This window comes from Paenibacillus brasilensis (assembly GCF_009363115.1).
GTDB lineage: Bacteria > Bacillota > Bacilli > Paenibacillales > Paenibacillaceae > Paenibacillus > Paenibacillus brasilensis.
Genome location: NZ_CP045298.1, coordinates 3,247,494 through 3,268,962, shown reverse-complemented (window position 1 = coordinate 3,268,962; position 21,469 = coordinate 3,247,494). Strand labels below are relative to the sequence as shown.

The 21,469-nt window shown below is 43.6% G+C and carries 20 protein-coding genes; 7 read left to right on the top strand and 13 right to left on the bottom strand.

Going from position 1 to position 21,469, the window contains the following annotated elements:
- Nucleotides 1-58: 58 nt before the first annotated feature.
- Together GCU48_RS15345 and GCU48_RS15335 are read right to left on the bottom strand one after the other, a co-directional pair.
- Complete coding sequence (locus GCU48_RS15345) at nt 59-3,013, bottom strand: DUF3863 domain-containing protein (protein WP_152380575.1); 2,955 nt, start codon at nt 3,011-3,013, stop codon at nt 59-61.
- A 410-nt stretch (nt 3,014-3,423) separates the two neighbouring features.
- Entirely contained in the window at nt 3,424-4,131 is a 708-nt protein-coding gene (locus GCU48_RS15335; RefSeq protein ID WP_152380574.1) for a hypothetical protein, read from the bottom strand.
- 192 nt (nt 4,132-4,323) lie between these two features.
- On the opposite strand from GCU48_RS15335, the gene GCU48_RS15330 reads away from it, so the two are divergent.
- Nucleotides 4,324-5,280: an IS30 family transposase gene (locus GCU48_RS15330; RefSeq protein ID WP_152380573.1), complete on the top strand. Its 957-nt coding sequence runs from the start codon at nt 4,324-4,326 to the stop codon at nt 5,278-5,280.
- A 214-nt stretch (nt 5,281-5,494) separates the two neighbouring features.
- Here GCU48_RS15330 and GCU48_RS15325 read toward each other — a convergent pair whose 3' ends face one another.
- The gene (locus GCU48_RS15325; RefSeq protein WP_152380572.1) at nt 5,495-6,862 is read right to left on the bottom strand and encodes an amino acid permease; all 1,368 of its coding nucleotides are present in this window, start codon (nt 6,860-6,862) and stop codon (nt 5,495-5,497) included.
- A gap of 457 nt (nt 6,863-7,319) precedes the next feature.
- Nucleotides 7,320-7,787, bottom strand: a complete 468-nt coding sequence (locus tag GCU48_RS15320) for a MarR family winged helix-turn-helix transcriptional regulator (protein WP_152380571.1) — start codon at nt 7,785-7,787, stop codon at nt 7,320-7,322.
- 186 nt (nt 7,788-7,973) lie between these two features.
- On the opposite strand from GCU48_RS15320, the gene GCU48_RS15315 reads away from it, so the two are divergent.
- From GCU48_RS15315 to GCU48_RS15290, 6 genes are all read left to right on the top strand, one after another.
- A complete protein-coding gene (locus tag GCU48_RS15315) occupies nt 7,974-8,846 on the top strand; it encodes an SDR family NAD(P)-dependent oxidoreductase (RefSeq protein WP_152380570.1) in 873 nt (290 codons plus the stop codon).
- A gap of 96 nt (nt 8,847-8,942) precedes the next feature.
- The gene (locus tag GCU48_RS15310) at nt 8,943-9,620 is read left to right on the top strand and encodes a hypothetical protein (RefSeq protein ID WP_152380569.1); all 678 of its coding nucleotides are present in this window, start codon (nt 8,943-8,945) and stop codon (nt 9,618-9,620) included.
- Nucleotides 9,620-11,035 carry a phage baseplate assembly protein V gene (locus tag GCU48_RS15305; RefSeq protein WP_152380568.1) on the top strand — a complete coding sequence of 472 codons (1,416 nt, stop codon included), beginning with the start codon at nt 9,620-9,622 and terminating at the stop codon, nt 11,033-11,035. The genes GCU48_RS15310 and GCU48_RS15305 overlap by 1 nt, the downstream gene beginning before the upstream one ends.
- 12 nt (nt 11,036-11,047) lie before the next feature.
- On the top strand, nt 11,048-12,334 hold the full coding sequence (locus tag GCU48_RS15300; RefSeq protein WP_152380567.1) for a pentapeptide repeat-containing protein: 1,287 nt from the start codon (nt 11,048-11,050) through the stop codon (nt 12,332-12,334).
- Nucleotides 12,331-12,861 (top strand): hypothetical protein, encoded by a 531-nt coding sequence (locus GCU48_RS15295; protein ID WP_208811839.1) that lies wholly within the window; start codon nt 12,331-12,333, stop codon nt 12,859-12,861. The genes GCU48_RS15300 and GCU48_RS15295 overlap by 4 nt, the downstream gene beginning before the upstream one ends.
- Before the next feature lie 5 nt (nt 12,862-12,866).
- Nucleotides 12,867-13,283: a DUF4280 domain-containing protein gene (locus tag GCU48_RS15290; RefSeq protein WP_152380566.1), complete on the top strand. Its 417-nt coding sequence runs from the start codon at nt 12,867-12,869 to the stop codon at nt 13,281-13,283.
- Nucleotides 13,284-13,392: 109 nt separating this feature from the next.
- Here the strand turns inward: GCU48_RS15290 and GCU48_RS15285 are convergent, their stop codons facing one another.
- From GCU48_RS15285 to GCU48_RS26990, 9 genes are all read right to left on the bottom strand, one after another.
- On the bottom strand, nt 13,393-14,868 hold the full coding sequence (locus GCU48_RS15285) for a protein adenylyltransferase SelO (protein WP_152380565.1): 1,476 nt from the start codon (nt 14,866-14,868) through the stop codon (nt 13,393-13,395).
- Nucleotides 14,869-14,936: 68 nt separating this feature from the next.
- Complete coding sequence (locus tag GCU48_RS29255) at nt 14,937-15,104, bottom strand: GNAT family N-acetyltransferase (RefSeq protein WP_425280852.1); 168 nt, start codon at nt 15,102-15,104, stop codon at nt 14,937-14,939.
- Between the two features lie 979 nt (nt 15,105-16,083).
- On the bottom strand, nt 16,084-16,584 hold the full coding sequence (locus GCU48_RS15270; RefSeq protein ID WP_152380564.1) for a CPBP family intramembrane glutamic endopeptidase: 501 nt from the start codon (nt 16,582-16,584) through the stop codon (nt 16,084-16,086).
- A gap of 16 nt (nt 16,585-16,600) precedes the next feature.
- Complete coding sequence (locus tag GCU48_RS15265) at nt 16,601-17,020, bottom strand: hypothetical protein (protein WP_152380563.1); 420 nt, start codon at nt 17,018-17,020, stop codon at nt 16,601-16,603.
- 12 nt (nt 17,021-17,032) lie between these two features.
- Nucleotides 17,033-19,477 carry an ABC transporter permease gene (locus GCU48_RS15260; protein WP_244315705.1) on the bottom strand — a complete coding sequence of 815 codons (2,445 nt, stop codon included), beginning with the start codon at nt 19,475-19,477 and terminating at the stop codon, nt 17,033-17,035.
- Between the two features lie 119 nt (nt 19,478-19,596).
- The gene (locus tag GCU48_RS15255; protein ID WP_025716532.1) at nt 19,597-20,280 is read right to left on the bottom strand and encodes an ABC transporter ATP-binding protein; all 684 of its coding nucleotides are present in this window, start codon (nt 20,278-20,280) and stop codon (nt 19,597-19,599) included.
- A gap of 3 nt (nt 20,281-20,283) precedes the next feature.
- Nucleotides 20,284-20,676 (bottom strand): hypothetical protein, encoded by a 393-nt coding sequence (locus tag GCU48_RS15250; protein WP_152380561.1) that lies wholly within the window; start codon nt 20,674-20,676, stop codon nt 20,284-20,286.
- Nucleotides 20,677-20,753: 77 nt separating this feature from the next.
- A complete protein-coding gene (locus GCU48_RS15245) occupies nt 20,754-21,146 on the bottom strand; it encodes a site-2 protease family protein (RefSeq protein ID WP_152380560.1) in 393 nt (130 codons plus the stop codon).
- Nucleotides 21,147-21,272: 126 nt separating this feature from the next.
- Nucleotides 21,273-21,428 (bottom strand): hypothetical protein, encoded by a 156-nt coding sequence (locus GCU48_RS26990; RefSeq protein WP_167518609.1) that lies wholly within the window; start codon nt 21,426-21,428, stop codon nt 21,273-21,275.
- Nucleotides 21,429-21,469 lie beyond the last annotated feature (41 nt).

Below are 21,469 nucleotides of genomic sequence, written 5' to 3'. Positions count from 1 at the left end.
TGGGACACCCCTTTTCCATAAAACCTCAGGTCTTAAAAAATCCTGTCATTCCAATCACTTACTGATACTTTACTTCTTCTGCGAAGTAGATCTCCTTCAAACGATCCTTTACGCGCTGGATTTCATCTGCTGTTAACGAAGCCGTAGGAGCTAGCTTGAAGTTCCTTCCGGTGACATAGCTTACATCCACTTTCGAATTCTTCTTGCCGTATGGCATCTTCGGAACCGGACTGCGGGTATAGTCCGTAAAATCAATAATGGACCATGCCGCATCTCCATCCTCCTTGGATAAAATGATCCGCTGTGAGGCGTTTTCAGTCCACAAGTAACGCAGATTGGCCGGCGAATTATTGGAGTCCATGGCCGTCTTAAAGCCGGAGCCCCTAAACATGAGTGAAAATTCCGAATGATCATTATTCGATCCAGCTGACGATTGATAAATCTGTTTCAGCCCGTCCACGCCCACAATCTCGACCTCGCGGTCAGCAGGGAAGTGATTCACAAAGTTATCCCATATTTGAGACAGGTTATGTTTTTGGGCAAACGAGTTGATGTCCAGAATAATGGACATGTAGTTTACCGTATTTAAACGTTGATACGGATTATCCAGATATTGCTGTGCTATATACAGTTGTGGTGCCGCATCCGTTTCATTCACATATGGGTCACCTGGATGGAGCGTCCAGCGTGAGGAACCTTCTGTATAGCGTGATCCAATGGGATCAATCGTAACCGAGTTCATAAACACGATACCGCTATTATCGGTAAGCCCCTGTGCGGGAACAATCGGATTATCCTTATTGGACCAGTAAGGCATCAAAGGTGAACCCTCACCATACATGTTGTTAGCATTATACTGTGTAGCCGACCACCCCATGGCTGAAGTGATCTTATAATGATCTTTAAGCCATTGGGCCTGCTCAGGATTCACCGTGAAGCTGGTCAATGATTTAGGCAGATATTTTCGATACTGGTCTGTATCCATGCTTTCAAACACCGAAGGTGATCCCATCGTACCGCCTTGGTGCAGCTCATTGAGTGCATTATAACGATACATATACAACCACTCGTCCATCTTTAAATTCCATTCAGGAAACTCATACAGGTTATTCGCATACCCGTCCAAAATCCCGATTTCATCGCCATACTGATCCACGTATGCCAAAGCCTGTTTGAGCTGCGGGCGATTCGTGTCTTCAAAAACAAATGGATTTTCCATCGCCCAGGTCACTTTTAAGTTAGGACCAAAGTGATCCATCAGCAATTGACGAGCCTGCTTAATTTGGTCTACCGTGGTCGCACTGCCTCCTTTTCCCTGCAGCATTATGGAGACAGCAAAATATTGCTTTTTGCGTTCTCCTGGTACTACAGTTAATTCGGCATCGGATATGAAGTGAATTCCCTGAGATGGTGATTCAACCTCGATCTTGAATGGAATGACCGAGTTCACTGCCGGAATCAAATGCAGATTGACAATACGTCCATCCTCACCAAATATTCCCATGGAGTCCTCTATTCGAAGCTTCAGGTCTGACGGCAACGAACCGGGCGGTATGACCTCTCCCTTTGCATTGTGAAATACATAGGGCATGCTCCAGGCTGCAGGGTCTAGGGTAGTAGCCTGCGAAATGGTGTACGTGGCCAAGTATACGGACCTGATTACATTCGGAGCCTCTGGTGGAGGAGTCTTCTCCTTAACAATCAGCTTGGTCTGTGCTTTAAGCACCCGATAAGGTTTGGCAATGGTGACTTCCAACTCGACAGGAATCATACCATCTGCAGCAGGGATATTTTCAGAATGTGCGATTTTCCCCTGTTCATCAAACACACCTAATGCATCACTAAATGTATAAGTAACACTTGTAACGCTGGCAGCGGGAATGCTTACCGGCTGTCCTTCTTTGTAGAGCTGAAAGGACAGCTGATACGAAGGATACGTTTCCGGTTGATTTATGAGCTCCGGCGCCTTGATTACGACCTCATCCACTACAAAATCCGAAGAGTGATCCGGTGGTTTGGGATCAGGTACCGGTGGCTTAGGATCAGGTACCGGTGGCTTAGGATCAGGTACCGGTGGCTTGGGATCAGGTACCGGTGGCTTGGGATCAGGTGCCGGTGGCTTAGGATCAGGTGCCGGTGGCTTGGGATCAGGTGCCGGTGGCTTGGGATCAGGTGCCGGTGGCTCAGGATCAGGTGCCGGTGGTTTGGGCTTTGAGCTGTGTCTTTCAGGCTCCTCAATTTCCGGATTCACAGGTTGGGGCCTAATTTCCGGTGCCAAGTCGACCACTGGTTTGTCCGGTTCCGGCAAGCTGGGTAGCTGATTCGTCGTTCCAGCTCCGTTTCCTGACTCTAGCAAACGCTTGGCACGCTCTCTCAGATCGTCACCGCCTAGCCATACCCGATATGCAACCAACGTGGCATCTTGTCGTGTTACAAATTTTTTGGGATAGAAATAATGATTCGTATCCCCCTCTATCAGCTCTAATCGCTCCATCAACCACACGCTCGTTTGTGCATAGTCTGATATATCAAATTGATCCACAAAACTGGATATACCGGCAGAACGAGTGTCTTCAGAAACACCAAAATACCTAGCATACCAAACGGCCATATCCTGACGAGTCATATTGTGCGTGGCACCAAATAATTGATCGCTAATTCCTTTTGTAATGTTCTCTTTCTGCAAGATCTGAACATAAGGTAGAGCCCAGGGAGACACATCACGAAAAGCAATAACGTCCTTGTCATTCAGTGTACGTTTTAAGGTTTTAGCGAAGATGGTAGCCCATTCCTGCCGCGAAATAAACTGTACAGGTCGAAAACTGCCATCCTGATAACCCGTAACATAACCTTGAGCAGCCATGGCTTCAATTGCATCCGCTGCGTAGGAATGTTCAATATCGTTAAAGGCCCTATCTGCAAAAACAGGCACAGTATGTATACAGAACAACCAAACAGCCAGTAAACCAGTCATGTATTGCCTAATTCGTTTTATTTTTTTCTCACATCTCATTATGTTAGATTATTACACCTCCTCTATGAGATAGCATTGGATCATTTTCACCTGTCCTTCTGTTTCAACTTTGAAAATAACCTCATTTGTTTTCAAACGAATTTTAATTTCCATTAACACCAAACTGTATATTTAAATTATCGGAATAATCCCCCCGGAATTGAATAAGGCCAGTAAAAAAAAGTAATTCTGTCCTTATGCTAATTAATATACTTTTAAAGCCGTATATCCCAATCACTTTTCAATGGCTTTCATTGGTAATTAAATGTTTATAGCCTTATTCGGCTATTATTTCGATCACGCACACAAATAAAACAAGAGATAACATCATGTATCCGCATTTGTCATGGAGAATACAAAATGTTATCTCGTTCTTGTGTAGATGTGCTTATTAAATCCTGTCTACTCTTTTAATTCACTTTTACTTCAGAACCCTTATAAACATAAAAGTAGCCGTTTAAAATTCCATTTGACGGATAAGCAGCAGGATCTTTGCCCTTTATTTGGCCTACCAACTCTCGATTTATAAACGTTGGGGTTCCTTCTTCAACTAACGCTTCAGCAGACATTTCACTGATCGGTTTTACTGTACTGGACCGGAATGTAACTAAATAGACATCGTCAGCATTAAATTGATATCGTCCATCAGTTGGAGTCCCCTCATAAAACAGCTCTGCCAAAGAAGCCGCTTCAGATCCTCTCATAAAAACTCGAATATCATCGGTTCCGTTCCATTTATGTGGAACTCCACTAGTAGGATTTATATACTCTACGACCTCAGGCTCCTGATTGCTAGCAGAATCAATAATCGAATATTTATAACCCCCATCTGTTACACTCTTGGTCGCAACTCCGGTTGTTTTCTCTGTTCTATAGCCGCTGAACCCTCCATACACATTCGGGGTTTTGCTAATAGCAGCAAAGAACTTTTTCTGATCCATTTGTCCTGCTCTGCCAGGTACTGGAGTCAACTTGTAGGTCCTGGCCTCAGTCCCCTTGTACTTCTCCCAAGTGTATTCAAAATAGTAACTCGCATGAGATACTCCACTGTTCCAGCCTACAGATGCCAGCATGATAATACCTAGCATGAATAATAATGGCCATTTTTTCAACATCATACCTTCTCCTTCTTTTTTCTTAATACAATGCATTATAGCGTTTCAATAATTAAACTGACAGTTAAATTTTAGAAAGAGACGGATTGTAATATGAAGTGCGACACCTGCTGGAAATAAATAAAAAAGGGCCCATGGCCGGATTCGTGTAGAATGAAAGTTCCTACACCCACATTCACACAAGGAGAATCCACCATGAGCTACTCACATCTTAGCATAATCGAACGAAGCAAGCTAGAAATCCTGCATCAGCAAGGGAAAAGTTCAAGAGCCATCGCTGAGGAGCTGGGGCGACATCATGCGACCATTTGCCGGGAAATTCGTCGGAATGCTGAGCTAGAGCCCTACGATGCACAGCGCTCCCAACATGCTTACGAGCAGCGCCGTAGAGCCTCTGTACCCCGAGGCAAATGGACAGAGGAACAAGCGGTAGAGCTCGAAGAGAAGTTGCATGCGACATGGTCACCTGAGCAGATCGTGGAGCGTTTTAGAGCAGAAGGCCAGCCCACCGTGTGCTGCAAAACCATCTATCGCTGGCTCTATGCAGGCCGCCTTGCCCAAGCGAACGTGAAGGTGCTACGGCACAAAGGTAAACGGCAACAGCCTGCTGAAAAACGAGGGAAGTTTGCCGTGGGTAAGTCGATTTCCGAACGCCCCAAGGAGATCCGTTCCCGGGACACCTTTGGACACTGGGAGCTAGATACGGTGGTGTCTGGTCGTGGGAAAAGCAAAGGCTGTGTGGCAACCTTCATTGAACGGAAAACCCGTTTGTACACCGCGATTCAAATGCCCGATCGAACGGCATTGTCGATGGAGATTGCCTTTGGCGTAGCGGCTTCTCAGTACCCTGTTGGGGTGTTTCAAACATCAACTGCAGATCGAGGCAAAGAGTTCGCCTGTTACGCGAACCTGGAAACCACACATGGCGTGCAGATCTACTTTGCTGACCCATACTCTTCCTGGCAAAGAGGATCGAATGAGAATGCGAACGGTTTGCTTCGAGAGTTCTTTCCTAAAGGCACAGACTTTGCCCAAGTATCCGATGTGGCATTGGAGCGCTCGCTAGATTTAATCAACCATCGCCCCCGAAAATGCCTGGGGTGGAAAACCGCTCACGAATCTTTCACACAGGAACTGTCGCACTTGGCTTGACAATCCGTCAAGAGATAAGAATAATTTTGTTCTTTATTTATTTGATGTACCACAGTCTGTCCTATAGAATATAGAATACACTAGATTCTATTTATATTAAGGCTGACTGTGTGAAAAAGATAACCACACATAAAATAAAAGCCGAGCGAACTCAGGATATAGCCTGAATGGCACTCGGCAAATTTTACATATTTAACAAGCTTCTAGTTTTCCTCTAGTCTTCAATTCTCTGCCGCTTTCCGATACCAAAGACAAAATATCCAACAATGACGAGCGCCATAAATGATGCCCCTACAATCAATGACAAGCGTGTGTCTGGATTGAACCACATCCCGACGATCACTAGCAATAAGAAGATAATGGTGATGTAATTGCTGATTGGGAAAAAACGAGACTTGAAGGTGTGATCCTTCATTTCGTTTTTCCACTTCTTCCTGAATTTAAATTGGCTGATCGCCAATGCAAACCACGGTACCATGCCTGGAAGAACACTGGCGCTGTAGATGTACAGAAACAGTTTGGAATTAGGTAATAAGTAATTAAAAAGCACTCCGATCAGCAGCAAGGAAATCGTCGTAATAATGCTATTTCTAGGTACTCCGCTTTGGGAAACTTTCCCGAAAAACTTAGGGGCTTGTCCGTTTTTAGCCAATGTATATAGCATTCTTCCCGCACTATAAATACCACTGTTGCAACCTGACATCGCTGCTGTAAGAACAACAAAGTTAATGATGCCAGCAGCCGCTATAATCCCTACTTTGGCAAAGGTCAGGACAAAAGGACTGCCGATCTCGCCAATCTGGTTCCAAGGGTAAATCGTAACAATGACAAAAATCGCACCCACGTAAAAAATCAGAATACGCCAGATAATGTTTTTAATGGCTTTTCGCAGTGTCATTTTCGGATTTTCGGCTTCACCCGCCGTAATGCCCACCATCTCTATACCTTGATAAGCCGCCGTTACAATGCATAGTGCGAATAGAAAGCCTTTTAATCCGCCTGCAAAAAAACCGCCATGGGAGAATAGATTGGAGAGACCAATCGGTTGTCCACCATTACCAAAGCCGAAGAAGATCAGGCCCGTGCCAACAATCAGCATAAAGATAATGGCAACGATCTTAATCATGGCAAACCAAAACTCAAATTCCCCATAAAACTTTACAGCCGCCAAATTGGCTAACGCGATAATAACTACACCTGCCAAGGCTGGTAGCCATTGCGGAATGTCCGGAAACCAATACCCCACGTACACTCCAATCGCCGTTACCTCTGCCATTCCAACCGTAACCCATAAGAACCAATAGCTCCAAGCGGTCAAAAAACCGGCCAAAGGGCTGATATATTTATGAGCAAAAGTAGCAAATGAACCCGTCACCGGCTCGAGAATCAGCATTTCCCCCATGATCCGCATGATAAAAAACATAATAATCCCAGCTAAGAGATACGCCAGCAGCACAGAGGGACCCGCCCATTTTATCGTACTTGCCGATCCCATAAACAGGCCAACGCCAATTGTTCCTCCAAGCGCAATCAGCTCAACGTGCCGTGGCTTTAGCCCTCTCGTTAATTGTTTCGATTCCAATAGAACGCTCCCCTTCGTAAATGTTTATCATCAGATGTTAATGACCCGGAAAACTGTCCGCAAAACATTATTAATTTTTTGGACTGACGCAGTCCTGCTCGAACGACTACAAAATACAACGATTCGTAAATTAACAAAGAGACCACGTCCTACTTACCGTCCAAACCTTACTGTTTCTAAGACCGAGTCCGTAGCATTAGGTGAATTGTATGACAAAAAACGCCTAAATACAACTGCTAATTAGTAGACATATTTAGGGATGAAATGGAAAGGAAGGAGATTCTTTTTTTCTGAACATTGGTCAATTTAATTCAATGCATTAAATCAGGAAAATGTAACGAATCGCACGTAATTTTCAATGATAAATATCACGATAACGAGACGTTAAAATCATCCCAATGGGCAAAAATTTGAATGCCTCCTATATTCTTCATACGATGCTTTATGTCGAATCTCATTAATCCTGGCAATCTTGTCCGTTAAAGCACTTAAGCATCCCAATAAACGCTTCAAGCTTGCAATCCTCCCATGTTGAAATGCGTTTATAAAATTCATTTTCTTTTTCTTTTAAAGCGTCCAGAGCTTTTTCGCGCCCAAACGCTGTCAGGGAAATCAACACTCCCCGGCGATCCTCAGGATGAGTTTCACTTTTCACATAATTCATGCGCTTAAGCTGAGTGACAAGCCGAGTAACAGAGCTTCGATCCATGGCAGTGGATTCCGCCAAAAATGTAGCGCTTGCCGGACCATATGAAAGGAGACAACGTACAATCAGAAAAGCTGCAGGTTGTAAGGCTGGATCGAAAAGTGCTGCAGTTCTTACATTAAGTGCATGTGATGCACTTATAAGTGCATTGAGCTGCTCACCAAGATTCAGTTCTAATTGCACTCTTGCAGAATTTTGATCATGAATTTTATTTTCCATTGGGCTTTCACCTCATTGATTGATTGGTTTAAATATGATTGACATATATCAAATAAAAAACATATACTTGATATATGTCAATCATATTTGTAGTTTTGCTAGGTGTCAAGAAGCAGGGATGACTATAGAGCATAGACATGTGAAATATGAATGTAAATATTATAAGAATTTTAAGGAGGTATTTATATGTCGACATATCCGATTATTGTAATTACTGGTGCTACGAGCGGTCTTGGACAATTGGCAGCAATTGAATTAGCCAAAAGCGGAGCACATCTGGTATTAACATCCAGAAATGAACAACGAGCAGAAATAACTAAAAATATTCTAAAAGACCTTGCACCAAATGCAAAAGTAAACTTCTTTTTCGGAGACCTGTCTCTTATGAAAGATGTCAAACGTATTGGAAATGAAATTAAAGCCAATTATCCAAAGATTGATATATTAGTAAACAATGCAGGATTACATGGATTTGAACAGCGAATAACCTGCGAGGGATTTGCAGAAATGATAGCCGTAAACTATCTTGCGCCGTGGCTGTTAACACACACCTTACTCCAGCCATTAATGGATTCAAAAAATGCAAGGATCGTCAATGTTGCTTCTGAAGCATCCCGTAACCATGGTGAACTAAAATTGCCAGAGGATTTAACAGATACATCCGCCTTTACTGCAACAGGCTCATCTAGGATTTACGGAAAAACTAAACTACTTAATATTATGTTTACGGAAGAGCTTGGTCGTCAGTTGGATGGAACTGGAGTCACTGTTAACGCACTTAATCCAGGGTTTAACGTTACCGGCCTTGGCCGTGAGTTAGGATTTTCTTCGATACTTGCAAAAATATTGAAGGCTTTGCATATCGGAGATCCGCGAAAAGGAACGGACATTATTGTCCGTTTAGCTACAGAATCACAATATCAAGGAGTGACAGGTGGATATTTTAATGTTGGTACTGGAAAGTCAATAATACCGGCATATCCTGGTGGGGATATCAACATGCAACGCCAACTATGGAGTGCTACTAAAGAATTATTACAGCAAAAAGGGATGATGTAATGGGTCATTTTGTAAACTAAATCTCTCTTTTAACCGATAAATACATATGCTGGGTTTTAAGTACGGCTGTACATTTTTCCTAAAAGGGGGCTTTCTGTGAACTATCTAGACGAGCATATTCTTAGCCTCAAAGCTAAAATGAGGGATCAGACGACAGCTAATAACGGTGATTTAAAATCCATTCCAGCTCAAGCTCAGGAATCAGAGCAGAATGGTTCCATGTCTGAAGAAAATAAGCTCTTTCATATTCAAAATGAACACCTCGCGTTGGAGCCAAGCACGATACTAGATGGAGAAATCGGCTTCTATATTCCCAAATCCTTTAGTCCTATGCCAATGGAGCAGGCTGTAATTAAATACCCTTCGGAGCATCGTCCAAAGGATATTTATACCTCGGCAGAAGGAACGATTAATATCAGTTTTAATCCTACGGATTCGTTTTTAGAAGCGGATGAGCTTTCCGAATTCGTGGAGCAAATGGCAGATGTTTTACGATCTGTACAACCCATTCGCAACTGGTTAGGGACGGGCATGATCGTCAATCATTCCGGGCTTTCAATCGGACGGATTCGTTTTGTAGCAGCGGGGATAGACGGTAATCTATACAACGAATTGCTGCTTTTCATCCAAAAGGGACGAGTTGTGATAGGCTCCTTTAGCTGTCTGGAAGCAGAACTTGAAGCGTGGCTACCTGTAGCGGAATATTGGGGCCAATCCCTTCGTCTCCTTACGCCCTCCCCCTATCCTGCAAATGAGAAAGGAATGATATCATAATGAGCCTGGGATACGATCAAATTCAAATTCACCCTTATGACCAAATTGATCTGGAGCAGCTTACCTTAACGAAAAAATTGAACGAGCATACCCGACTTTATTTTACGGGTGTGATACCTGAGGACTTGCAGGACAGCTATGTGGAAGCTACAGAAAAAAACACGGTGATTGAGGTGAGCCAACGAGATGAATCCGGCGCCAGCAAGCCGCTATTCAGCGGGATTGCCCTCTCGGTCGAGGTAAAAGTCGTGCGGGGTGTGTACTATCTGGAGGTGGAAGCTATTTCCCATACCTACCGGATGGACATTAAGCAGCGCACCCGTTCTTTTCAATATACGAAAATGACGATTCCTCAAATGCTGGAGCACATAGGTAAGGATTATGAAGGGCTGGATGTCATTGACGGAGCTACTGGCGGAGAAGCCATCGGACGGATTGCCATTCAGTATCAGGAGACAGACTGGGCATTCTTGAGACGCATAGCCTCACGCTATCATACGAGTCTGATGCCTGTAGCCCGTTTTGACAGTCCCAAGTTTTATTTTGGTATTGAAGAGAGCCCCGCGCAGGCGGTGCTTGATCATACCCGTTATACGGTGCGCAAGCAGCTGCTGCCTTTTCGTTATTTTCAGGAGAATGAGCAGGCCAAACTGAGTGAGCATGATTTTATTTTTTATGAGGTAGAAACGGATGAGGTGCTAGACTTAGGCGCTCAGTTAAATTTTCAGGGGCATAACTTGTATGTGATGGAGGCCTATACCGCAATGAGTCAAGGACTGCTGCGGCATCAATATGTGCTGGGTTCCTATCAGGGATTTCGGCAAAAAAGTTACTACCAGGATATGCTGGCAGGTGCCTCGTTAAGCGGTGTTGTACTGGACGTCCGTCAGGATCAGGTACGTATCCATCTGGATTGTGATGAACAGCAGGATGCAAGCAAAGCGCATTGGTTCAACTATTCAACCGTGTACAGTGGCGGTGGTCACACTGGCTGGTACGTTATGCCTGAAAAAGGCGACTCGGTTTCCCTTTATTTCCCCGGCAGTCGGGAAGAAGACGGCGTGGCAGGCAGTGCGGTGAGACGGGCAGATCGCAAGAGTACACATAACCATTTTTCCAATCCGCAAATGAAAATATGGCGAACCCCACATGGCAAGGAAATTCGGCTGGGGCCGGATGAACTGGTCGTTACAGGCAAGGACGGCGCTATTTATATCAAGCTGGATGATAAAGAAGGCATTCATATCACGAGCAGCAAGCAAGTGAATATTGCAGCAGGAGGCAATCTCAGCCTGTCTGCGGGTAAAACGATGAGCCTGTCCGCAGGTAGTCAGCTCCGTATGGATTGCAACGGCAGTCATATTGAATTAAGCGGTTCGGCGGACATGAAGGGCAGCGAAGTGAAGTCGAATTAAGGATGATTAAAAATGGAAAAGCAAACAGATACGTTAGATCAGCAACAAGCGATTCTTCTTCAGGCATGGTCTCTCATTCGCCAAGAATGGGCATTGAAATGTAGAGCTACACAAGGCCAACGACTACAGCATATAGTGGAACATTTTTGTACCTTTTGTCAGTTGGTTCGGCAAAAGCAGCTAGAAGGTCTTAAAGGCAGCCTCGGTTACATCACCTATTCCATGCTGCGTACCACATGGCTTGAGCAAAAGCCTGTTTATCTGGTCGAGACTACGGATGCCTTATGGATGCTTGATGCTGTACCCATTTCGTTGGAGTATGATGCAGGTTGGGTCTTTTCCTATTGGACTCATTTACGTGAACAACTTTTGACCGAAGCATTGAAGCGGCAGCTACCTCTTGCCGAGCTTGAATTAGAACAGTTCATGCTGGAAGCAGCGGGATATCTTCATACGATGATCGTTAGTCTCATACGACAGGCTATGAAGCAAGCCGTTGCTTTACCAGAGTTTCAGACGCTGGATCGTGAAGAAGCATTCGAGATTCGTGTTGGAGAGTATATGGATTACAGTGTGTCCGTGTACCGGGAAGATCGAGGACCAATGGATGCGAACGTCATAAAGTCTTGGCTGGAGGAAAAAGAGGAATCGTCCTATAGCTACCAATCTTTGAGCCAAGTTGATCTATCTGGTGGAGATTACAGCTCCTTGGATTTTCGCTATACAGCCTTTCGCCAGATCAGGATGAAGCATAGTCGACTGCATAGCTGCATTCTCGCAGGAACCGTGTGGCAAGAGGCTCAGCTGGAAGGAACCGACTTTTCATACAGCCTGCTTTATGGAGCCGATTTTAGCGATTGCTCCCTGCAAGAGGCTGTACTGGACGCCGTTTCAGGGAATCGTGGATATGATGGTTCAGATGCTTGGCTGGATTGGGAGCCATTAGGATGGGATGGAGTAAATTTTACAAGAGCGAGCTTACAGGGAGCCAGCTTTCAACATGCTCAGCTTCAGGGGGCAGTTTTCAAGGATAGCTCACTGCAAGGAGCTTCATTTATCGGAGTAGATCTGACAGACGCCTGCTTTGTGGGAGCCGATATGACTGGCGCTTCGTTTACAGGTGCTTGTTTAGCAAAAGCTGATTTTACTGGAGCAAAGGTCAGCAGGGTAAGCTTTACGGAACAACAGCTTCACGAAGCTATTGGCCTTGCTGCTGAAGAAATGCTCCCTGCCTCCCCTGCTCATCCCACGGCTACAGAGGTGACAGATACGGTGGGTAAAGGAGGCTGGATGCAATGAGATATTTTCGACTTATGGTGGATGAACGTGTCAAGCATCGGGTAGAGCCTGCTTCCCTGTCTCCGTTGCAGGTAGAGGATATCCTTTCGGATCGCAGAACTCAGGCGGAGGACACTCCCCTGTTTTTAGCTGTACATACAGATTCACGAACCGTATATCCGGATTTTCTGGAGTTTCCTTTGCCTCTGGTGTCAGATTCGATGAAAGCACTGTTGGAGAAACATATGCCGGGACTGGAATGGAAGGCAGCTATACTTACTGATTTTCAGCAAGCCAGGCAGGATGTGTATTGGGTACTGCGCCCCCCTGTGGTAGATTGTCTTTCCTCAAGAACCGAGTGGTATCCCGACCATACCCTAAAGCATTTGGTGCTTAGACACGAAAAAATCAAGCCCTCTATATTTCGGATTGCCGGTTTAATGGAAGCTTATATCTATATTGATCTCGCTGTGGCAGAAAGTCTGCTGCGCCGTCCATTTACAGGTATTCGGGTGCAAAAATTAGAGATGGCAGCAAAGGAGGAATAATTCAGATGGGAGAAGCGAATGTGCAGCCTGGAACAGGCGCGAAAAAAAGCTACGTCGTCGCAGGTGCAATTTTAAGCTGTAGCTACGGTACACAGCCTACCCGATTAAAGCGCCCTTTTAGCCACGGGGTGTATATCAAAAATAAAGCACAGATGAATATTGGAGATTACGTGCCAGGGGTTAACATCAAAACTTTTGGAAATTGCTCCAGTCCACTCAATCCTGCTGTTCAAGCCAGTCAGATGGTCGATATTTATGGGGTGAAAAAAGCCCCGTGCATTCCTGTCCTCACGATGCCTTGGCTGAGCGGGAAAAGTGACATGAAAATCGAAGGCCAGCCCGCGCTTACGCAGAACTGTACTCATCAGTGTCTGTATTGCGGGCATATTCAAATCGAAAATGACGGTCAGGAACTTGATTAATAGCTGCAATTCACCACTTTTCAGGATAATGCAAAAATGCGCTGGTGAGAGAATAGCTATCTTCTCCACCAGCGCATGAATAGGTTATCTTCAAATGGCTGACATCATATCAGGTACCGCAAAAGGTTCGGTATGAGCAGTTGGATTTCTCAGGCAATGTAGAGTAAATAGCCTGTTCGTCAGAATAAGCGTAAGGGTTCGAAAGAACTTCCAGAAGCTGCTCCATCACCTGGTAGTCTTCTCGTTCCACCGCAGCCTCCAGTGCTTCTTCTACCCGGTGATTGCGCGGAATTATGGCAGGATTGCTGCTGCGCATTAGTTGGCGCCAGGTGGCTTGCGATTCCTGCTGTCTGCCCAGCCTCGCCTGCCATTGCTCATGCCACTGGGTAAAATCCGCAGTGCCGAACAGGACCGTATCCTCCAGCTCGTCCAAAGTTAAAGCACGGAACGTATTAGTGTAATCCGCACGATGCTTTTGCATTATACCAAGCAGGTCTTGAATGAGCGATTCATCCTGCGGCTCTTCGTTTAAGATTCCCAACTTCGCTCTCATTCCGGCAAGCCAATGACGGTGAAACAACTCTGAAAAATCTGCAATCGCATCCTCGGCCAGTTTGATAGCCTGCTCCGTGTTTTCATGCAGCAACGGCAACAGGGTCTCAGCAAATCTTGCGAGATTCCATGCAGCAATACGCGGCTGATTGACATAAGCGTAACGGCCCTGAATGTCAATGGAACTGAATACCGTCTCAGGGTCATAGGCATCCATGAAGGCGCAAGGACCATAATCAATGGTTTCTCCGCTAAGGGTCATATTGTCGGTGTTCATTACCCCGTGAATAAAACCAACGAGCTGCCATTTGGCAATTAGCTCGGCCTGGCGCTTGATCACTCCCTGGAGCAGGGACAGGTAGCGGTTGTTCGCAGCAGCAACTTCCGGATAATGTCTTTCCAATGTGTAATCAGCCAAAATCCGGAGATTCTGGGTAGTGTCCCATGCTGCCACGAATTGAAAGGTGCCGACACGAAGATGACTGGCAGCTACACGAGTCAGAATAGCACCGGGCTGCTCCGTTTCCCGGATGATCGACTCCCCTGTTGTAGTTACGGCCAAGCTGCGGGTGGTAGCAATACCTAGCCCATGCATCGCTTCACTGATGATGTATTCACGAAGCATCGGCCCAAGTGCCGCCCGGCCATCGCCACGGCGAGAGTATGGCGTTCTGCCTGAGCCCTTGAGCTGGATATCAACCCGCTCCCCCAAGGGAGTAATCTGTTCGCCAAGCAGCAGAGCACGACCGTCTCCTAACATGTTAAAATGTCCAAATTGATGTCCTGCATAAGCTTGAGCAAGAGGCGCAGCACCTTCGGGAGCCTGGTTGCCAGCCAGCACTTCTACACCATCATTCCGTTGTAGCGCCGCACCGTTCAACCCCAGTGATGCTGCCAACGGATGATTAAGCATGATCAGCTTCGGTGAACGAACAGGAGTTGGGTTGAGTCTTGTAAATAATGATTCCGGCAGACGAGAATAACTGTTGTCGAAGTTCCACCCTGTATCTTTTATTTCTTTTTTCTCCGTCATAATGTCTCCTTCTTATGTTGTGGTATTCCCGTGGGTTGTCCCTTTTAGTCTCTACTTTTGTCCATTTATTATCCACTTTGCACTATACTATTCTGGTCTTTAGCGGGAAAAGGCAGCCGAATCATTCGGTCACGGCCATATCCTTTGCCCTGGTAGGCTGGAAGTACACAGAAATCATGAATGACGGCCAGACCTGTATGAGCATGATTTACCCTGACCATTCCAATCGGCGCCAAGCCATCTACAGCGATATAAGTAACGCGTTCAGGTTCATTTGTATGTGCAAAATAATTCCTTGTCCAGGATTCTGCTTCTGTGTCACATCATAGCGTTGATGTGGGGCAAAGTCCACTCAAATAACTTATCTTATGTACTGAGCTTGCGCAATTTAAAGGCAGCTCAGGGATGAACTGGCGTAGCTCCTTCACGTACCCATACGGGAATATCCTGCCCCTAGCACGTTCACTTTTTCGACTTGCATGCCCTTTAGGAATCGAATCAATATTCACTTTTCCCCTTGCCCAACCTCAACAACGACTTCTTGAAAAACATATTGCTTACCATTTCTAACTAAATAGTTGCATAATACTGTATAATAGGATTTCACCGCATAATAAACTAAATGGGAAGGGGGAGCAAACCTATGGCTCAAAAAAATGAATATATATCAAATTCTTAAATTTTCATGTGCTGCTGTTGTTATAATCACATCCCTTTTATCCCTTGTTTATCCTGGTAACAATCGTCTTTCACTATCACTTACACAGCTTTTTCTCAGCCTCATGTTTTTATCTTCTGGCATCTCCGACAATACGGGTTCGTGCATCCAGTGATAATCTTGTCTACCCATAACCATGGCTTGTTTAGCCCATATACAGCACTGTGCCAGTTTGAATCCAGCTTCGATAAAATCGTTCTCAATTTTCAAAGCATCCTTAGTCTACCTGTATAGTCCACATTGTAGGGTGGATCAGTCACAATAAGCTGAGCCTTCTTACCATTCATCAATGTTGCGATATCCTAAGGATTAGTCGAGTCTCCGCATATGAGCCTATGCTCCCCAAGTAGCTAGATGTCACCTTTACGAGTGATCGGATGTTCAGGTAATGCTTCATCCACATTTTCTTCGTGTAATGTATCCAGCAACTTCTCCGCTTCAGACCAATCAAAACCTGTTAGCTCAATATTGTATTCTGTTTCTTTAACTCATACTTCCTATTTTACAAAACTAGCAAGAATAATAAAGCTATCCATAAAAGCATGAACGATCATGGGCCCTGCTAGATTTTTTGTACGCATCCAGATCAAACCCATCAACAATCCTGTGATAAACCGCTCTGTCAAAACTGTAGATAGTGACCAAGTTAGGTTTCCGTGCGTAGCCCATGAAGTAAGGAAGTAGGCATACGGTACATGATAGATAGCAAACAGTAGAGAGGCTAAGAATAAACCGTTCACCTCAGACCTTGTGAAACTTGATAATCGAGATTGCAGAATGCCTCGAAACATTACTTCCTCTGTAAAGCCGGGAAGGAGAAAAGCCATTACTAAGCTTAATGGATAAAAAAGGACTGCTTGATCAGGTTTCTGGAAAACAGTCATCACTTTGGAAAGTTGTTCTTCGCTAAGGGAATAGAGAATAATTGGTATAAGCAAAACGCATGTAACTACAGCTAGCGTTATCGTTTTTCCCAATCCCTGACGCGTTAATCCCACTGAACTCAGTAACTCTCTAAACGTTCCACCTTGCTTTCCCTCGCGCTGACTGAATCAAAATAAGCGGTACAATGACCAATGTTATCCAGTTTGTTTCCTCATTAATTAAAACGCGTAAATCCTCGTTGCCCAAAACAACACTGTAGATGATCAATACGATCACATACCAGATGAGGCTCACTTTTACTTCTTCATTCGATATCTGTACGGATGTAGTTTCAAGTTGATAAGCCCGTGACCAAACAAACACTACAACACCGGGTAAAATTACGCCAATAGCGTATACAGGATGAGATATCCATTCATCTGTGAGAACACCCATTACAACCAGTGCGGCGATATAAATAAATAGAACCAGCAAGGTGAAGGGCTGAACCCAACCTGTTAGACGGTTGGGTATTTGATTTGTCGGGATCTGAGAAGGAGCCTTTGACATAATAACACTCTCCTAACGTAGCATTTCAATTGGTTTTGCTGCCATAGACTGCAAAGATGCCAATAATGAAACGAGCAAGGTAACAAGCATCGACATCCCAATGCCGATTACTACCCAATAAGCATTCATTAACATGAGCGATACATGGAACACGGAAAGCAGTATGACGAAAGAGAAAATCAACGCCAAACCAGATGCTACGACACCTGCTACAAAAGAAAGAATCGCTTTTTCAGTTAAAATAGAGGAAATTAGTTTTCTTGTAGAGACACCCACGGTTTTCATAATGGCAACATCTCGTTTTTGTTGTAAAAGTGAGATCACCACTTGATTCCCAATCATTAATCCAGAAGTTAAAAAAGCAAGTAAAGAGACGATAGAAAAAAAATTACTAAATGTATCTACTACATTTTGTAAACTCTCTGCCACGGTTTGCTTGATGGAATAAGCCATTGCAGATTTAGGCAGCTTTTGGTTGAGCAAATCCAAGATGTCTTGAATCTTACCTGCATTTGCGTCAACATAGTAAGAAACACTCGTTGATTGACCGTACTTCTGCATGGTTTGTTCAGGAAGGCGTATCTCTGCCGTCTTAAATAAATTGGATTCGAAAAAGCCAATGACCTTTACATTCATCGTTTTTTGGTCCAAGTTAACTTTAAGAGTATCCCCTTGTTTGACTCCTAATTCTGTTTGGAAGTCTTCAATTAACAAGGCGTGTAGAGCACCGTTGTCTTCCGGAGTAAAGTCACGACCAGAGGAGATTTTATACGAATGGTTTTTTTCTTGTAAGTCCACAGCTTCTGTAGAAAATTTCATATTTTCGAACACTTTACTGGTTCGCCCTAGACTTTTCAGTTTCTCAATCGCACTTTGATCGTTTATCTGTAACAACTGCGTTTCTTGTTTATATCCTTTTTTATAGGAGATGACTCCGTCAGTTGTGCTCAGTAAATGCTCAACTACTTTTACGTCACTCGCAGAGGAAGTGAGCAACACATTTCCTTTGGATTGGACTTCCATTTGCATTTGAATCACTTGGATAAGATTATCTGTAAGTACATGACTTAGAACGACAGATAGCACACCAACGGTCAATGTTACTGATAATAGACCATTCCTTTTGTGTGCCATCGATAAGTTATGTAAAGCTAAATAGATAGGTTGAGAGAAAAGTGATTTTCCTCTCCCCAAAAGCCGAAAGAGTAATCCAAAGATCCAAGAAGTTACATTGATTAGTCCAATTATCAACAATAAGATCACCATGGACGTTAATGAAGCGAGAAGCAAATTAGATATTTGAAAAGAACCAACTGAATCAAACATGACATCCTGCAAATAGAAACCAACCACTACGCTTGCAAAGAAAAGGGTCTGTAGCTTTTTAAAAAAAGGTAATTTCCCCTCACCTATAGGCTCTGTTCCACGAAGTAACTGTAAAGGAGACATATGTGATACGCTACGTAACGGCATCCAAGCTGCAATAATAGTTACTAAAATACCTACTGGCAAAGTGGAGACAATCGCTTGCCAACTAAATTCCCAATGAAGAGGCAAGACAAGAACAGCACCCATGTAGGAAGAAAACCACACACTGGCAAGTTCTCCAACCAGAATTCCTCCCATTGTTCCAAGTAGCCCGATTAAAAATGCCTCGACAGCAAAACTGTACATGATGAAGCTGTTTTTGAGACCAATGGCTTTCATCACGGCTACTTCTCTGATACGAGTAGACATCATGATCGTCATTGTATTAAAGGTAGTCATACCGGCTATAGCAAGTGTAATAAGACTGAACACACGCAAAAATAGCAACAAAGAGCGGACGTCGATTAGCATCTTTTTCTCTTTGTCACCTGAATCCAATACATTACTTCCTTCGATGGCAGTAGTTGTATTTTTCCGTATCTGACCGATTTCTTCGTTGTTCGTAAGAGTGACCCACGCTTCATTTGTGATACCTGGTGTTAAGTTCTGCAATTGTATCAACTGATTGTAACCCATATAGATCATGCCAAAAATCATTGAATCTCCATATGACTCTTGGGCCTTTTCTACCAATCCACGAATTTGAAAAGTATTAAGCTCGCCCTGTTTATTTGGAAGTGAGATGTTATCCCCTTCTTGCACTTGTAAGCGATTTGCGAGATTTTTTGTGATCAAGACCTCGTTTTCGCGTAACGAGCGGACACCTGGAAGCATATCTTCTCCATAGAGAGGATACTGTTTGGGATCAATCCCTTTCACAAAAGCATTCGTTATTTTGTGGTCTGATTTGATCATCGTGTTTGTAACATACCCTATCGTCATGTTTTTTCTTGCGTGATCAGGTATCACTTTTTCCAAATCTGTCAGAGTAGTAGGTTTCATATAAGCTTGAATTTCGATATCTCCCCCTAAGACTTTCTTGGAGGATTCATGTACTGCCTGCGGTACAAGTTCAGAAAGCATAGACATACAGAAAAAACTCGCTACTCCTATGGCTATACTTGTCATCGTAAAAAAAGTTCTTAACTTATTTCGAAATAAACTCCGAAAAGAAGATATCCACAACATGGAAGCTTCACAACCTTTACTTAATTCTCTTGGATTTGCCCATCTAAAATGTGCAGTACTCGATCTGAAACTTCGGCAACGTTTGGATCATGTGTTGCTACGACAAATGTTGTGCCTACTTTATCTCGGAGACTACATATAAGATCAAGAATGAGTTTGCCGGTCGTCGAATCAAGATTTCCTGTCGGCTCATCGGCAATGATGATGGATGGATGATTGGCAAGAGCTCTGACAATGGCTACCCTTTGTTGTTGTCCTCCCGACAGTTGACCTGGCAGATGATTACAACGTTCTTTCATTCCTACCAAATCCAGCAGCTCAAGCGCTTTTTGTTCCATCTTGGAATTACTTTTTCCTTTTGCAGACATTAAGGAAAGCATTACATTTTCTTTGGCAGTCATGGTGGAGATCAAATTGTAAGCCTGAAAGACAAAGCCAATCTTTTTTGCGCGATACTCAGTGAGCTGGCTCTCAGTCAAACCAGTAACCTCATCACCGTCAATCATTAATTGACCAGAAGTTGGTGTATCCAAGGTTCCTAAAATACCAAGCAAAGTAGACTTTCCACTTCCGCTTGGTCCCATAATACTGACAACCTCACCTTTACGAATGTCTGTATTAACCCCTTTTAAAACTTGTAAGGTACCTGACTCTGTTTGATACTCTTTTCGGATATTTCTTACTTCAACAATTACTTGAGACAAAGATTATCCCTCCTTCATCATTTGTTTTATTTGTTTTATTTGTTTTATTTGTTTTTTCTTTTGTATAAGGCGATAGCTCATGTTCAAAACCAGCTGTACGAGGATCACCAACACAAGCATCCATAATCCTTTGGTACTTTCCAAAGTCAACGGACGTACTGCTAGTAATGTATGGATCATCGTATACAAAATATATGCAATCACTGCTGTTGCCATAAGGATATAAAGTGAAAAGTAGAAAAGTAGGACAGAACGAAGCTTTTTCTCCATCATTCTTATGCTCTTGTGAAAAGCTCCCCTCGACTCCTGATGACGCAGTAGATATCCCTTTATTCCAGTTTTAAGTAAGGTAAAGGCTCTGGTATGAACATTGTAAATACCAATTGCATCATTCAATGCCCAAAAACCATCATAACGTAGGATGGGGTTTAGGTTTAACTATACCAAATTGCAAGACTGGATATCATTATTAATTAGAAATATATACCTGCAAAATCTATTACAACCCTCTGCTTTCGGGGTAATTTCCACGCTTCACTAAGATCTACAAACATCACAGGCACCAACATATACAAACCTATCCCAATATCACGTGGACGAATACCATACCGGTATGCTGCCACTACATGCCCAAACTCATGGAATAAAATAGATAAGAGAAGAAGAATGAGTGACATTCCAACTCCACTAAAAGTTCCAAATGCCCCCATCATATCTGCCGTTTGCACTTGGTAAAAGTTCAAAAGCAAACAAAATCCCATCCCAAAGAGCATGAGGATTGCTAATTTTCCTATCCACATTTTCACCCCAAAGCAGGATAGAAACTCCACATAAAAGTGGAGTTTCTTCGTTGATAAAAGCAGCACCGAAATCAGTTCCTGATTTTCACAAGAATTTAAGCCTTCTAAAATTCCTGTTCACACAACAAAGTTCTTGATATTCCATATCAAGATATTTTGATGCATTAAACTTGGTGTATAGCCGAATAAGTACTAGTTAACTTTAACGCAACAAGTCCAAGGTTGGAAACAACAGGAACCAGCATTGATAATAGACATTTCATCGCGATTCTCTAAAACTTCCATTTCGTCTGCTAATTCAGTCCAAAGCTTCGTATTTTCATTAACAGAATGAATTTTAAATGACATATTTCTCACCTCCTTTCATGAAAGTTTCTCTTCACATGAAC